General features: G+C 42.7%; 19 protein-coding genes. All 19 read right to left on the bottom strand.

Features of this window, described 5'->3' with window-relative positions; genetic code table 11:
* Window positions 1–46: 46 nt before the first annotated feature.
* Window positions 47–826: a flagellar type III secretion system pore protein FliP gene (fliP, locus tag ACZ5Q0_RS11970; protein ID WP_446820503.1), complete on the bottom strand. Its 780-nt coding sequence runs from the start codon at window positions 824–826 to the stop codon at window positions 47–49.
* The gene (fliO, locus tag ACZ5Q0_RS11965) at window positions 819–1472 is read right to left on the bottom strand and encodes a flagellar biosynthetic protein FliO (protein ID WP_446820504.1); all 654 of its coding nucleotides are present in this window, start codon (window positions 1470–1472) and stop codon (window positions 819–821) included. Before fliO ends, fliP begins: the two co-directional genes overlap by 8 nt.
* Before the next feature lie 6 nt (window positions 1473–1478).
* On the bottom strand, window positions 1479–1841 hold the full coding sequence (locus tag ACZ5Q0_RS11960) for a response regulator (RefSeq protein ID WP_446820506.1): 363 nt from the start codon (window positions 1839–1841) through the stop codon (window positions 1479–1481).
* 14 nt (window positions 1842–1855) lie between these two features.
* Window positions 1856–3037: a flagellar motor switch phosphatase FliY gene (gene fliY, locus ACZ5Q0_RS11955; protein WP_446820508.1), complete on the bottom strand. Its 1182-nt coding sequence runs from the start codon at window positions 3035–3037 to the stop codon at window positions 1856–1858.
* On the bottom strand, window positions 3030–4022 hold the full coding sequence (fliM, locus tag ACZ5Q0_RS11950) for a flagellar motor switch protein FliM (protein ID WP_446820509.1): 993 nt from the start codon (window positions 4020–4022) through the stop codon (window positions 3030–3032). The genes fliY and fliM overlap by 8 nt, the downstream gene beginning before the upstream one ends.
* A gap of 44 nt (window positions 4023–4066) precedes the next feature.
* On the bottom strand, window positions 4067–4549 hold the full coding sequence (locus ACZ5Q0_RS11945; protein ID WP_446820511.1) for a flagellar basal body-associated FliL family protein: 483 nt from the start codon (window positions 4547–4549) through the stop codon (window positions 4067–4069).
* A gap of 18 nt (window positions 4550–4567) precedes the next feature.
* A complete protein-coding gene (locus ACZ5Q0_RS11940; RefSeq protein ID WP_446820513.1) occupies window positions 4568–4762 on the bottom strand; it encodes a flagellar FlbD family protein in 195 nt (64 codons plus the stop codon).
* 59 nt (window positions 4763–4821) lie between these two features.
* Entirely contained in the window at window positions 4822–6261 is a 1440-nt protein-coding gene (locus tag ACZ5Q0_RS11935) for a flagellar hook protein FlgE (protein ID WP_446820514.1), read from the bottom strand.
* An 83-nt stretch (window positions 6262–6344) separates the two neighbouring features.
* Window positions 6345–6725, bottom strand: coding sequence for a TIGR02530 family flagellar biosynthesis protein (locus ACZ5Q0_RS11930; RefSeq protein ID WP_446820515.1), 381 nt, complete (start codon window positions 6723–6725; stop codon window positions 6345–6347).
* A complete protein-coding gene (locus tag ACZ5Q0_RS11925) occupies window positions 6715–7281 on the bottom strand; it encodes a flagellar hook capping FlgD N-terminal domain-containing protein (RefSeq protein WP_446820516.1) in 567 nt (188 codons plus the stop codon). The genes ACZ5Q0_RS11930 and ACZ5Q0_RS11925 overlap by 11 nt, the downstream gene beginning before the upstream one ends.
* A gap of 11 nt (window positions 7282–7292) precedes the next feature.
* Complete coding sequence (locus tag ACZ5Q0_RS11920; RefSeq protein WP_446820755.1) at window positions 7293–8663, bottom strand: flagellar hook-length control protein FliK; 1371 nt, start codon at window positions 8661–8663, stop codon at window positions 7293–7295.
* 138 nt (window positions 8664–8801) lie between these two features.
* A complete protein-coding gene (locus tag ACZ5Q0_RS11915) occupies window positions 8802–9374 on the bottom strand; it encodes a MotE family protein (RefSeq protein WP_446820517.1) in 573 nt (190 codons plus the stop codon).
* Window positions 9375–9391: 17 nt separating this feature from the next.
* Window positions 9392–9835, bottom strand: coding sequence for a flagellar export protein FliJ (locus ACZ5Q0_RS11910; protein ID WP_446820518.1), 444 nt, complete (start codon window positions 9833–9835; stop codon window positions 9392–9394).
* Between the two features lie 9 nt (window positions 9836–9844).
* Window positions 9845–11170, bottom strand: a complete 1326-nt coding sequence (gene fliI / locus ACZ5Q0_RS11905; protein WP_446820519.1) for a flagellar protein export ATPase FliI — start codon at window positions 11168–11170, stop codon at window positions 9845–9847.
* Complete coding sequence (locus tag ACZ5Q0_RS11900; RefSeq protein WP_446820520.1) at window positions 11163–11975, bottom strand: FliH/SctL family protein; 813 nt, start codon at window positions 11973–11975, stop codon at window positions 11163–11165. Before ACZ5Q0_RS11900 ends, fliI begins: the two co-directional genes overlap by 8 nt.
* Complete coding sequence (gene fliG / locus ACZ5Q0_RS11895; protein WP_446820756.1) at window positions 11968–12972, bottom strand: flagellar motor switch protein FliG; 1005 nt, start codon at window positions 12970–12972, stop codon at window positions 11968–11970. Before fliG ends, ACZ5Q0_RS11900 begins: the two co-directional genes overlap by 8 nt.
* A gap of 27 nt (window positions 12973–12999) precedes the next feature.
* Window positions 13000–14619, bottom strand: coding sequence for a flagellar basal-body MS-ring/collar protein FliF (fliF, locus tag ACZ5Q0_RS11890; protein ID WP_446820522.1), 1620 nt, complete (start codon window positions 14617–14619; stop codon window positions 13000–13002).
* A gap of 24 nt (window positions 14620–14643) precedes the next feature.
* The gene (gene fliE, locus ACZ5Q0_RS11885) at window positions 14644–14955 is read right to left on the bottom strand and encodes a flagellar hook-basal body complex protein FliE (protein WP_446820523.1); all 312 of its coding nucleotides are present in this window, start codon (window positions 14953–14955) and stop codon (window positions 14644–14646) included.
* An 11-nt stretch (window positions 14956–14966) separates the two neighbouring features.
* Window positions 14967–15425: a flagellar basal body rod protein FlgC gene (gene flgC / locus ACZ5Q0_RS11880; RefSeq protein WP_446820524.1), complete on the bottom strand. Its 459-nt coding sequence runs from the start codon at window positions 15423–15425 to the stop codon at window positions 14967–14969.
* Window positions 15426–15427: the final 2 nt, after the last annotated feature.

Here is a 15427-nt window from a genome sequence, read left to right as displayed (position 1 = left end):
TCCCCCTGTCTGGTTAATCAATGTTCATATAAATTTATAACTCCCATTATCTAAAACTTAGTATCAGCGACTGTATAACCAGATTCCATCCATCAACTAAAACAAACAAAAGTATCTTAAATGGCAGCGATATCATCATGGGAGGTAACATCATCATTCCCATTGACATCAGCGCACTGGCCACCACCATATCAATAACCAGAAACGGTACAAAAATTACAAAACCAATTTGAAAGGCGGTTTTTAATTCGCTGATAATAAATGATGGAATTAAGACATAGTTAGGTATATCCGCAAAACTACGGGGCCGCTCCATTTTAGCCATTTTTACAAATAAAGCTAGATCCTTCTCCCGGGTTTGCTTAAACATAAAGGTTCTTAAAGGTTTCATACCGGTTGCAAAGGCCTTATCCTGAGTAATCTCCCCCTGCAAATAGGGCTGTATAGCCTGCTCATTAACCTGCTGAAAAGTAGGAGCCATTACGAAAAAGGTTAAGAAAAGAGCAAGCCCAATCAGAATCTGATTGGGGGGCATTTGTTGGGTAGCCAGCGAGGTTCTTATAAAAGCCAGCACTACAATTATCCTGGTAAAAGAAGTAACCATTACCACTATTGCCGGTGCCAGGGTAAGAATAGTAAGCAAAATAATAATCTGCAAAGTGCTGGATATAGAATCCGGGTTTTCGTCCGGCCCCCCAATCTGTAAATTAACATTTGGTATCGGCAATGGTTCGGCCCCTGCCGGTGCTGCTGAAAGAGTAATTAGCAGTGCAATAATCAGCACCAGAATACTAATATTTCCGATGCTCAACTTCCATCTAATCATGGTCATCACTTCTATCTTTTTTTCGGTTTTCCCCCTCCTGTTTCTGGGACATATCCTGTAACCTTTTTACCTGTTCTGCCATCAAAGCATGAAAACGGCCTGTATCCTGTGATTTATCAGGCTGACCCGGAGTAATAGATTTAACCATACCAGTTATCTTTTGCTTAAGGTCACTAGCAGAAGCCATTTCATCCCGAGCCAGGTAACCAGCCTGGCTGATTTCTTCCTGTAGCTTGGGGTTATCTATCTCACAGAGCAGGGTAATATTATGATCAGTCACCCCTAATGCATAAACTTTTCCTCCTACTTCGCACAGGACTATACCCCGGTTTTGACCCAGCAATACCTCATCAACCACATGGATCCAGGTCCCCTGCATCTTACCAGTGGCCTGCCGGCCAAAAAATCGCACTACTGACCAGGTAGCACCTACAATCAAAACCAGAATTACCAGCAGTTTAAAAAAATCTAACCACAAGTTGGTTTTATGGGTAGGCTGTTCATGCTGGCGGTCAATTTCCTGATTTAGTTTTTCCATATCGGCTGCCAGCACATTAAAAGCCATAATATGCATAATTACCAGTATAAGAACAGCAATTACTAGTGATTTTTTCTTTATAGAAAGCATACGCTTTATACCATTCAAAACCTTTTAATCCAGAGCTTTACTTACTGCCTCTAAAACACGTTCCGGTTGAAAAGGCTTAACAATAAAATCCTTGGCTCCCGCCTGTATGGCATCAATAACCATAGCCTGCTGTCCCATCGCACTGCACATAATAACTTTGGCCGAGGGATCCATAGCTTTTATTTCTTTAACTGCTGCAATCCCATCCATTTCTGGCATAGTTATATCCATAGTAACCAGATCAGGTTTTAAATCCCGGAATTTATCGATCGCCACTAAACCATTCTCTGCTTCACCGATGACTTCATAACCATTCTTACTAAGAATATCCTTAATCATCATCCGCATAAATGCAGCATCATCAACTATTAACACCTTCTTACCCATGGCTGACCTCCTAGTTATTGTAATTTATTCATTCGATCCATCGGACTGATAATAGTGGTAATACGAATGCCATAGTTTTCATCAATCACCACTACTTCTCCTTTAGCTATCAGTTTGCCATTAACTAACAAGTCCACTGTTTCTCCGGCCATTTTATCCAGTTGAATAATGGCTCCCTGATGTAAGTCCAGTATTTCACCAATCGTTTTACGGGTTTTGCCTAATTCTACCGTTACACTCAGGGGTACATCCATAATTAACCCGATATTTTGCGGCATCGGTACTGTATCTTGCGGCTGTAAATTAGTAAATTGTACTGGTTGCACTGTATACTGGCCGCTCTTCTTAATACCAGATGAAGGTTCCCTATAATTCTCATTACCCCAAACATCTTGAGGTTCGGTTGGTTTATCCTGTTTATCTGCAATCAGCCCCTGGTCCGCTTGTAGTATAGGTGAAGATGCAGGTTCAGGTGCTAAAGAAGGACCAGACTCCTCCTGTTCTTTGAAATCCTCCCGGGAAGATACTTCCATGGTGTTACCCATTAATGCATCTATCATGTTTCGAACTGCTTCAATGGGAATTATCTGCATTATCTCACTATTTACCAGGTTTTCAATTTCCATTTTGAAGCGAATGCTTACCATTTCATCATAGTTACTGGCCAGTTCCAGCCTATCTCTACCCAGGTCAACTGTTGTCAGTTTGGGGGGCTCTATATCAATACGCCGGTTAAACATTGAAGATAGACTGGTAGTAGCCGAACCCATCATCTGGTTCATGGCTTCGCCTACTGCACTAAGTTCCATCTCGCTTAAACCATCCTGATCACATACCCCTTCTCCTCCCATCATTAGATTGGCAATAATGCAGGCATCTTCCTCTTTAATTACTAAAACATTAGTACCATTCAGTCCTTCTCTATATTGAACCTCAACCATTACATAAGGAAGAGGATAATCTGACCTTAATTGCTCACTATCTATTACTACCACATTAGGAGTAGTAATAGATACTTTTTTACGTAAGAGAGTTGATAAAGTGGTGGCTGAAGTCCCCATGCTTATATTTCCAATCTCTCCCAGGGTATCCTTCTCAAAATCAGTCAGCTCTATAGAATTGGATTTGGCTGGTGTAAGACTATCTCCTTTTAACAGAGCATCTATTTCTTCCTGTGAAAGGATACCATCATTCATATTCGCCTTCCTCCTTTATAACTTGGGAAACCTGTATAGATACTCGCTTGCCAAAAACCCCAGGCTTACCAAGAAACTTGGTCCGCTGACCAATAACTACTTCCAATTCATCATTAATGGTGCGCTCCAGGGGAATAACATCCCCCATAGACAATTCTATTAAGTCCTTAACAGTTATAGTCGTTTTTCCCAGAATAGCCCGTACCGGAATAACAGTGTTTTCCAGGCGATTCTTGATCAGTTCCTGGTTTTCCGGTGAGCTTTTCTGGTTGGAGACAGAGTAATAATAATGAACTGTTAATTTATCCAACACCGGTTCTAAGACCAGAAAAGGAATACAGATGTTTACCATTCCCAGAATATCATTCATCCGAGTTTCTACCGACACTATAATCATGATCTCAGTAGGTGATACTAGTTGAGTAAACTGGGGGTTAGTCTCTACCCGCTCCAAAGTTGGGTATAACTCAACAATACTTCCCCATGGTTCCTGCAAATGATCCAACATCCGCTGGGCTAGTCGTTCTATTACCGTTTGTTCAATTTCTGTGAGCGACCGTATTTTGCTAGGAGCAATACCTGGTCCCCCTAAGAGGCGATCCAAAAAGGCAAAACCCAGGTTGGGGTTAATTTCCATTAAGGCATTACCTTCTAGGGGATAAAGAGTAAAAATATTAAGGATAGTAGGATTAGGTATAGATCTAATAAACTCCTCATAGGTAAGCTGCTCTACTGAAAGAATATCCATCTGTACTGCTGCTCTCAGTTGTGCAGATAAGAAAGTTCCCAGAGAACGAGCAAAATTTTCAAATATTACCTGAAGGGTATGTATCTGATCCTTGGAAAACTTGTTAGGACGACGGAAATCATATACTTTGATCCGCTTTTTATTCTGTTCCTGTTTAAGCTCATTAGCATCTACAGACCCGCTATGTAAAGCCGATAGTAAATCATCTATTTCAGATTGGGATAAAACCTCACTCACTGTATCCCCCCTCCAGGTTAACTGCTAGATCATAGCCTTCAATTTCATTGCATTATAAAATTTGTAAAGTAAACATTCTTAACCAGGTCCCCGCCTATTTTATGATTAAGTGCCTGTTTAATTTCAGTTTTTAAATGGTCACGATTCCTTACATCCAGATCAGCCACGGTTTTCGATGAAATTATCCCTAAGATACTATCCTGGATAACAGGCATAAACTGATCTATCTTTTCCGGAGCTTTTTTATCATCACTTGGTATTTCCACATAAACTTCCATTTTAAGGAACCTGGTTCCTGCCAGATCATTAATATTGGTGGTAAATTCACCGACTGATACCAAATTACCGGTGGTACCGGCTTGATTAGAAACATCTTTTTCCGGCAGGAGAGGTGAGATTAACTGACTTAATAATAAATAGGCTCCACCCATGGCCACCAGGAACAAAACCAGCCCGATTAGAATAATTTTAAAATCTAGTCCTGGTTTAGTAGCCGTTCCAGCCTCATTGTTCTTTTCTTCTGCCATTACTATCCCCCCTGCAGTCTATTTTTTTAATTGGGTAGAACATCTTTTACGGAATTGTATTATCTTATCGCGGATCCTCCGGCTGGGCTCTTTAACTACCAGTTTTCGACCGGTAGTTAAAGTGACTACTGTATCCGGGGTCTCCTCCAACAACTCTATCAAATCCACATTTATCATTATCCGTTCCCCGTTTAAGCGGGTAAGTGTGATCATACGGCCACCTCATAATAATTCTCCTTCAGGAGGCTATCCTCCTGAAGGAGAAAAGTTATTTACCGTTTTAAGTTTACCAGCTCCTGCAACATTTCGTCAGAAGTAGTAATTACCCGTGAATTAGCCTGAAATCCACGCTGGGTAACAATCATATCTGTAAATTCTTCTGATAAATCTACATTAGACATTTCCAAGCTACCGGGAATAAGCGCTCCCATTCCCTGTCCTCCCGGCACTCCCACTACCGGATCACCAGAGTTGGTGGATACCTGAAAAAGGTTATTTCCAGCCTGCAGTAATCCGGAAGGGTTCTGGAAATTAACCAGGGCTACCTGGGCCAAGCTGCGAGCCGTACCATTATCATATACCCCGTGGATAGTACCATCGATACCGATGGTAAAACTGGTCAAATTACCCATAGAATAACCATCCTGGTAGTCAGCAGTAGCACTTGACCTGGTTTCCCACTGGGTAAGCTGGCTAAAATCAACCTCAAACTCTATATCATCAGCTCCCTGGCTGCTGCGATTAATATTAAGGGTCACACCAGCTTTAGTAGAATCATTAATTTTCCCCTGCTCATTAAACTGCAGGTTATAAACCCGGATAATCTTTTTTTCGTCCTCTTGCGCAGTAGGATTAGTCATATCAATAGCCTGAAAATGAGCAGCAGGATCATAGCCTTCCGTTTCATTAAACCTGGAATCCAGGGAAATATCACAGGCCCAGTTAGTCATAGGCTCAATGGGAGGATCAGCCGTCGGGTCACCAGGCACATAACCAGTCTTGAAAAACCGGAAATACACAGTCTGCTTATTGCCCAGGGAATCAAAAACCTCCTTAGAAGTAATAACCACCTCTTCATCTTTAGTTGGATAATGGCTGCTATTAGCCGGATCGACATTCACATTATTAACCGGATCCCCGGGGGCAGCCGTATTAATTTGGGGAATGTCCAGATCGGAATAAAGGTTACCGCTAAAGCGCATTTCAGTCGTAGCCCGGGGGGGTACTGATTTAAATCCAGATATATCTATAGGCTGACTAGGTCTTACCGTATCTATAACCCCTTTTTCATCAGCCATCCAACCATGGACCAGATAGCCATTAGAGGTTTGTACCAAATTCCCCATCTTATCAAAATCAAAATTTCCAGCCCGGGTATAGAATTTCTGTCCACCGTTTTCTACTATAAAATAGCCATTACCATCAACTGCCAAATCAGTAATCTTATTAGTAGTGGATGCTGAGAAAGGGGTGTGAATCTGGTCAATACTTCCTACCGCCATACCTAATCCTACTGCCATAGGGTTAGTTCCGCCATGGCCGTCAGCAGGCCGGGATGCTCCTCGCATATTTTGGTACAGGGTATCCTTAAATAAAACCCGGCTTTTTTTATAGCCAGCTGTATTTACATTGGCAATGTTATTGCCGATTACGTCCATGCGAAGCTGGTGATTCCGCAAACCGGAAACCGCCGTAAACATTGAACGCATCATAATAATGACCTCCTTTGCCAGAACATAATATGAAATGCTTCTGTCAATCAGCATTCCTGGGCTTCCTCAGTAGAGGTCCGGCCCTACATAATAACAGCACTATCAATATTGGTAAAAACATTTTCCTTGATACTATCACCATCAACCGCAGTAATAACGGTACGATTTTTAACACTAACTACCAGAGCCAGATCCCCCATCAGTATTAGTGATTCACGAGCTCCCTTTTCCCGGGCCTTTTCTACTGCATTCTCCAGTTGCCTCAATTCCTCATCACTTAACTTAATATTACGGGATTGCAGGCGCTGCCTGGCGTGCTGGGAAAACTTTAATCCTATCTTTAGCTGATCATTAAGTATTTTCTGGAATTGTCCTGTCTTATCATTCTTTACCTGGGACCGGTTAGATAATGGTACCCCAGCTGGTTTAACCGGATGTTGAGGAAAATAGATTCTATTGTCCATCAGTCTCCTCCTCCGGTCCTAAAATCTCAATTAACTTGTCCAGCTTATCCACCAGGCTATCCAATGCTGCAGCAGTCTCCTTACTATCCTGAGCTCCTATTTCCACTATACTATCAGATCCTACCAAATGATTGTTAATCACATACAGGGGGAGCCCCTCTTTGAATACTACTGATTGCACCCGGCCGGTTAGAACCTGATTATCATTTTGATCAGGATCATAATCCGGGTTTAAATAAGCAACCTGCCGGCCAACCATTTGGCTAGACTGCTGCCACAGTAGACTGGGTATCAGGTTACCGGTAATATTATCAGCTAATTCCTTAAAACCGGTATTTAGATTTTTCATCTGTTCCAAAGCGCTGAAGTTAGCCATCTGGGATATAAACTCTTTGTCATTCATAGGCTCCAATGGATCCTGATATTTTAACTCGGTAATCAATAGGTTAAGAAAATCATCTTTACCTAATATGCTACGATCTGCTGCCTCTTTTACTGTACTATCAGAATCAGAACGTAACCATGGTACTGTTGCCCAGTTTCCTCCAATTTCCATCTAATCACCTCCTAAACACGAAAATCCATCACTGCCTCGCCAACCAAATTGTAACCCTGGTCAGAATAAGTGATACTTGAGATATTATCCGCCCCTAATTCTTCTGTCGATAACTCTTCGAAGGGCATTGGAACACCACGGAAGAATCCTTGGGGCTGGTTATTCCAAGACTGCTCCCGGTGGTTTTCTGATCCGTCAAAAAGTCCCCCATTATTAAGTTGTACACTCACCTCCGCTTTTTCAACCCGGATACCCTGGGATTCAAGGGACTGGCGTAGAGCAGCCATATTGCTTTCTAATAACTGCTTTACCTGATGATTTTCGGTTATAAACCGGGCCGTGACTACCCCTTCTTCAACCGCAATTTTAATGATCATTTTCCCTAGTACTTCTGGTTTAAGCTCCAGCTTCATTTGGGAAGTGTTTTGCTTCACTAATAGTTCAGCTTTTTTAACCACCTGGTTAATTACATCCTCTGGTTGAACCGTTGGCCGAAAGGTTTCCCCATTCTCAAAGCGTATTTTCCCGGGTAGAGAATTATTGTTCTCTTCATGACCCTTTAGCAAAGGTTGCAACCGGTTAACTACTTCCAGCTCGGTATCAGGGGAGCTGTTTTTACCATCTCCGGAATGATTAGTTTCCAGTTGTAAACCTTTTAAGCGGCGATTTTCAAAATCAAGAACCGGACGCACATCTTCTGCAGGTTTACCATGGGTAGGTTTGGTGTCTCCTTGTATAGGAGGACTCACCCCAGCCCGATCAGGTTGCCTGGATAACGTTTTACCCGCCGGCTCTTTCGTATCCTGGGATAGTAATTTTTCCACATTTTCCCCGGCAGAAACCTTTTTTACTTGATCCCCATGAGCAGCTAGATTTTTTTGCTCCTGGATACTTATTTTCCTCCCGGCATGCTCTGGAAAACCTTCCGATGCTACTACATCTCCCCTGGTTTCCGGTAAGTTAGCTATGGTCATCTCCTGACCTGTGGTTAAAGAATCTTCTGCTATAGCCAAACTTTCAGTATCCAGCACCGCCATTAAGAAGGGAGCCATGATGTTAACCTCATCTTCTGCTATCCAGGTTTCATCCTCACCAGGTAGTATTTGTCCTTCTTCACAGCCAGCTTTTACTAGCCCACTCGGTATTAATTCCTGGGGTAATACCAGATTAGTACCCATTGCCTTTCGAATAGCTGTTTTTTCTTTATCATTGGCACATTTTTCGTCTTGCTTAAGATGCTGCTTTTGGGAAGACTGCACCTCCTCTTGCAAATGGTGTTTGAATCGCCCCTTTAGCTCAACAGGCTTTTCGCCCTGGCTGAAGGCAGAACCCCGTTCCGCGTTTTTCGATTTGGACGACTCTACCCCTGGTAAAAAATCCATCTGTAACACTATCTCATTTCACCTCCTTTCCCGGATTAACCTAATAAATTAAATATAAACTGATTTACCTGCCATAAATTATTTCTTAGGAATTTGGGCAGGCAAATCAGGCTTATATCATAGGCCTGGCATGTATTCTTAGGAGGAAACATTCAACATTTTTTTAGTAATAGCAGCCGCACGATCATGATTCATCTTTTGTAAAATTTCTGCTGCCTGGTCACTTTCCATAGCCGTAAGTATTCCGATAATATCCTCATCACTTAAACGGGTTAATATATCAGCGGCATCTTGAGTTTTCATTTCCGCATAGTAACGTGCCATATCTTGGTAAGTCATCTGTTTACCAGTTGGGGAAGCTTTCAGCTCCTGAATTTGGTCATTTAGGCCGGCCATTTCTTCTTGTAAGTTCTCCCGTTCTATTTCTGATCGTTTCCATTGCTTTTCAAAATCCGCCGACTTTTTCTCCAGTTTAGTGATCTGTTTTTCCCGGCTGGCGATACGATCTTTTAACTTCTGGTTTTCTTCGATTAAAGGATCAGATAAAGTCCTGGCAGGGGAATCTTGACCCAATTTGGAACCCACCACTGGAAGGTCCAGTAACACTGCCGGGCCTTTGACCAGGTTAAAATATACCAGGAGCCCATAACCCCCTCCCATCAGAAGCAAAGCCAGTATACCTAAAATAATAGCTTTAAAAGGCTTATTCATAGACTTCTCCTACTTAATTAAATGAATGGTTCCCGGCGGCGACTAGTCGCCAATTCATCAATAATCTTTTGCTCTTCCCGCTGCACCTCGTAAAGGTATTCCTGCCATTCTTTTTCTCGTAACCTTTCCAGGGTCCGGGTTTCTTTTACTTTTTCAAGTAGAGCTTGCCGGGCTGTCTCAACTTTTTCTTTCTCCCGAAACAATCGTTCCTTTATATCCTTGCTTTTTTTCCTCTGCTGGTCCAGGTAATCCTTATGTATCATTAAACGGGGTATAAACTGGTACTGTTCTATATTTCGTAAAGATTGCTCCACAAGATTAATTTTTCTTTCCACCTGCTGTAAATGGGCCAGTATTAGATTACGGTTGTTTATATGCCTCTGCAAATTTTCTTGGGCCAGTTGCTGCATATGCCTGGTAATGTCCAGTTTAGTTTGCAGGCGAAAACAAAATGGCTTCATATAATATCCCTACCTGACTACTTGTTGAAGTTTATTTAAAGTATCGTTAAAATTAGCTTCTTCATAAATGCCCTGGCAGATAAAATCACGACACTTATCAATGTGCTCAATTGACTCATCAATACCTGGGTTCGAACCTTTTTTATAGGCCCCTATATCAATCAGATCACGGGCTTCCTCATAGGTGGCCAAGAGGCTTCGAAAACGGTTAGCCATTTTTAGATGTTCCTCAGTAACAATATCAATCATTACTCTACTTATGCTGTTAGCAATATCTATCGCCGGGTATATGTTCATCGCCGCCAGGCCACGGTCTAAAGCTATGTGTCCATCTACTATTCCCCGGACTGCATCGGTAATGGGTTCATTCATGTCGTCACCTTCCACCAGAACTGTATATAATCCGGTGATAGTCCCCTTATCAGAAGTACCTGCCCTTTCTAGAAGGCGTGGTAATAAAGCGAAAACTGAAGGCGTATATCCTCTGGTAGCAGGAGGTTCTCCAATCGCTAACCCCACCTCTCGCTGAGCCAGGGCAAAACGAGTTACAGAATCCATAAGCAGAAGAACATCTAATCCCTGGTCACGAAAGTATTCTGCTATACTGGTAGCTACAAAAGCCCCCTTTAATCTGACTAGTGCCGGTTGGTCAGAAGTGGCCACTATAACCACCGATCTTTTTAGACCTTCTTCCCCCAGATCCCTTTCCAGGAAATCCCTTACTTCCCGTCCCCTTTCACCGATCAGGGCAATTACGTTTATATCAGCCTCTGTATTGCGGGCTATCATACCCATTAAAGTACTTTTGCCCACACCACTTCCAGCCAGAATACCCAGGCGCTGACCTTTACCTACTGTAATCAATCCATCAATAGCCTTTACCCCTACCGGAAGGATTTCTGCTACTCTTTTGCGCTCCAAAGGGTTAGGCGGCTGATTAATAACGGGATAGGTGGTTTGGGTTTTAATACGACCCGCTGCATCGATAGGCTCTCCCAGTCCATTTAAAACCCGACCAATAAGCTCGGGACCTACTCTTACTCGCAAAGTAGTTCCCGTAGCAGTTAGTTCACTACCCGGTCCAATACCTTCCAAATTTCCTAAGGGCATTAATAAAGTTTTGTGGTCTCTAAACCCGACTACCTCAGCTGGTATATACTCCTGCTGGGTGTAATTATTCTTTACATAGCACAACTCACCTAAAGAAAGTTTCGGTCCTACTGCTTCCAGGGTCAAACCTATAGCCTGAGATATACGCCCTTTTAGTTGGCAGGTAGGGGCCTTTTCCAGAGCATCCATAAATTTGCTAATATTAAGAGATCTCGGCTCATTCATCTATCAGCACATCCTGAACCGCCTTTTCTAAACTCCTCTTACGAGTTTCCAGACAGGCATCTACCACTCCGGCATCACTTTCAATAATGCACCCGCCGGCTGCTATACGGCTATCCCCTTTAACCTCTATGGATTCATCATTATTTCCCACCTTGGTTAGGCTTTCCTGCTCCATAAATTGGAGCACTCGCTCCACATCATCTGTATTAACATAAACAGTAATATTTTCGGAACCTTCAATATAATCGATAGCCTCTCTGATAATATTAATAATAAAATCAGGGTTAGTAACCAACTCTCCCGCAACTATCCGCCGGGCCACAGCCATAACTAAACGTACCATATCAGATTCGCAGGATTTAAACATGTCTAGTTTAGTTTGGCGTGCTTTAGCTACGATTTGCTGGCTCTGCTGCAAAGCTTGCTGGCGATCAGCTTCGATTTCCTGATGGGCACGGCGTAACCCTTCTTCATAGCCTTTTTTTTGGGCATCGGATTTGATTTTTCCGGCCTCTTCAAGAGCCTGTGACAATATTAAATCTGCCTCGTCCTGGGCATTATTAATAATCTCATGAGCCTCATCCCTGGCTTTCTGCAAGAGTTCCATAACCATTTGCTCAGTTTCCTTAAGTATCCGGCTGGCTTCCTCTTGGACGGTCGCCACTTCACCCCTGTTGCTGCCATTATCAGGTGTAGGAGGCTTAGGAGTTTCCCTGGTATTATCTGTTATTTCCGCCAATTCAGGCAGGTGGATGACTCGAGGTTCCACCAGGGTCAAATTTGATCTTTTTATAACCCTAGACAATCACTTCATCCCCTCCGCCACGTGCTACTACAATCTCTCCGGTATCCTCCAGACGGCGAATAATGTTTACAATACGCTGCTGAGCCTCTTCGACATCACGCAAACGTACTGGTCCCATAAACTCAATATCTTCACGGAGCATTTCAGCAGCTCGGGAAGACATATTCGAGAATATTTTTTCAGCCACTTCACTGCTAGCCCCTTTTAGAGCCAGAGCCAGATCCTGAGATTCTACCTCTCTTAACACTCTCTGAATCGAACGGTTATCTATCATTACGATATCTTCAAAGACAAACATCAGCTTTTTAATTTCTTCAGCCAATTCCGGATCCTGAACCTCCAGTGCTTCCATAATCGTTTTTTCCGTCCCCCGGTCTACCCGATTTATTATTTCAACTACTGATTTTACCCCACCAGCATCAGTCAGTTCCTGGGGTGCTATCGTGGATAGCTTTCGTTCTAAAACCCTTTCCACTTCTTTAATTACTTCTGGGGAAGTAGTATCCATGATGGCAATACGTTTCGCCACCTCAGCCTGCCGGTCCGGAGGTAAAGCAGACAATATTAAGGATGCCTTTTCAGGATCGAGATAAGCCAGAATCAAGGCTATGGTCTGCGGGTGCTCTGCCTGGATAAAGTTTAACAACTGGGATGGTTCGGTCTTGCGCATAAAATCAAAGGGACGTACCTGCAGGCTGGCTGAGATCCTCCCAATGATTTCCATGGTTTTCTCCTCACCATAGGCTCGTTCAAGAACTTCTTTGGCATAATTAATACCACCCTGTCCTATGTATTGTCTGGCCAGGCACATTTCGAAAAACTCCCGGTATATATCATCCATCTTTTCAGTAGGAACCTGCCTTATATTAGCAATTTCCAGAGTAAGCTGTTCTATCTCCTCTTCATTAAGATATTTAAATATTTGAGCTGATTTCTCTGGACCTAAAAAAATAAGCAGATTGGCTGCTTTTTGCTTACCCGTCATAGTTCTGCGCATACCAGTAGCCAATTTAATCCCTCACCTCTAATCCTCAGCTAACCAGGTTTTAACTACCTGGGCAGCATTTTCTGGATTTTCCTCAATCATATGGTCTATTTCCATTTTGATTTTCTGCTTTTCCTTTTCCTCTGGGGTCAGGTTTTTATCGATCAGATCCTCGATACGAATTTCATCCTCAACCACAGCTTCAAATTCAGAAGATTCCGGTTCATCCTGATCCATGTGTCTACGACGCCAAAAGATGAAAAGCACCAGGATGATAGCCAGGCTTAAGGCTGCTGCCGCCCATGGAGTCTTAGGCGAAGCCAGCATCCGATTTAAAGTTCCCATGGAATCCTCTTCCGGTTGGGGCTGGGTGTAAAAATCTATAAATGCTACCGAAATACTATCCTCCAAGCTTACATTCTCATCTAGCCTATTTCCCTTTAATCCGCAGGCGGTTGCCACAATGCTGCGAATATTGGCTATTTTTTCCTCATCACTCTCCCCCAGTTTTGCCTGCTGAGCACTCGTATTATTAACTAGAACAGATACTGTCAGGTGATCGTAGTTAACATCACCTACAGAAAATTTGGTAACGGTTTCGGTCCTATTTAATTCGTAGTTACGGGTTTTGCTGCTTTTATCCCAATTTGATGAGGCTGTTTGATTATCAGTCTCTGTATACTGGGGAATGTTATTATCGGTACCGGGAATACCCGCAGCTGGATTGCTGCTGTCTGTTCCCGATTCCTTAATAATCTCTTCACTGCGAACGAAAGGTCCTTTATCATCATGGGTATATTTTTCGTCTTTTTGCTCACGACTGTCAAAATTAAGTTCGGCATTAACTCGTACTACCGAATTATCTTTACCCAGTGTTTTATCGAGCATGGTTTGGATGGCTTTTTCCTTTTCTTTCTCAAAATCCTTTTTCATAGCCATCTGCATTTTAACTACTTCGGTCATATTGCTGGTACTATCAGGAAGATTTTCCGATAGCATATGGCCATATTGGTCTACAATCACTACATTTTCCGGATCCAACCGTTCCACACTGTTAGACACCAAATGTATGATTCCCTGAACCTCTTTAGTGGTTAAACTATCACCCTCATTAGTACGTACAACTACTGAGGCTTTAACTGCTTGTTCGTTATCAGAAAAAAGAGATTGTTCCGGCAAAGCCAACATCACATTGGCTGCCTTTACTTTATCCAGTGCCTGGATAGTACGCGCCAGTTCTCCTTGTAGTGCTTCCTGATACTTTACTTTTTTGTCAGTTTGGGTTTCCCCAAAACCACTTTCATGGAATAATTCGAACCCGGCCTGTCCGCGCGGTAGGTTTTCACCGGCCAATTTCAAACGGGTGCTATATTTATAATCAGAAGGAACAAGAATGGTGGTACCGTTGTCTTCCAACTTATACTCTATTTTTTCTTCCTCCAGTTTATTTACAATAGCCGCAGCATCCTTTTCCTGCAAATCAGTATATAAGGTTTCGTAGGCTGGTCCACTACTACTGCGGAAAAATAAAATCAGCAGACTGATTATCAGGAGCATGACTACCCCAACACCAAGCACTTTCTGGTTCAAGGTTAACCTGGACCAGGTTTCTTTAAGGCGCTGCCCCACTTGCCTGAGATTATTAATAAATGTCTCCATTTCCCAACTCCCCGCCAAACACTGCTACATTTGCATGCGCATAATTTCCTGATATGCTTCTACCATCCGATTACGTATTTCTAAAGTAAGCTGTAGAGCCAAACTTGCCTTTTCATAAGCGATGACTGTGTTATGGAGAAAATCCTCATTACCTAAAACCAGTTGTTCAGCATTAAATGAAGCCTGTTTTTGTAAATGATCAACTTCTTTTAAAGCTTCAGAAAGATAACTGCTAAAACTACCGGCCTTTTCTACCGTTTGCTGGGAAGAAGATGCTTGTGTCCCTTCCGAGGCTAGTGTTTTAAACAAACTGCCGCTAACAACATCCAATCTCATAGAACCACCCCCTATTTACCAATATCCAGAGCCCGTAAAGCCATGGATTTAGTTGCCTCTATCACCCGGGCATTGGCTTCATAAGAACGGGTAGCAGATATCATATTAATCATTTCTTCGACAATATTAACATTAGGATAATTCACATAACCCTGCTGATCCGCATCAGGATGAGAGGGATCATAAACCCTTCGGAAAGGGGATTCATTTTCGCTAATTTCCCTAATTTCTTTTACCCTGACCCCCTGGCCCATAGTTCCCATCTGTTTATTTAGTATACCGGCAAATCCCTTTTTACTCGGTAGGGTTTGGCGCGACTCAAAAACTACTACCTGTCTGCGATAAGGCCCTCTCCCATTTTCAGTCCGGGTAGATTCCACATTAGCCATATTATTAGCAATGGTATCCATCCTCAAGCGCTGGGCAGTAAGCCCTGAGGCACTTATATCAATACTGCTTAGAAATGACATTT

This window comes from Syntrophomonas erecta subsp. sporosyntropha, assembly GCF_055395365.1.
The sequence above is the reverse complement of the archived record's forward strand: the minus strand, read 5'-3'. Positions and strand labels throughout refer to the sequence as shown.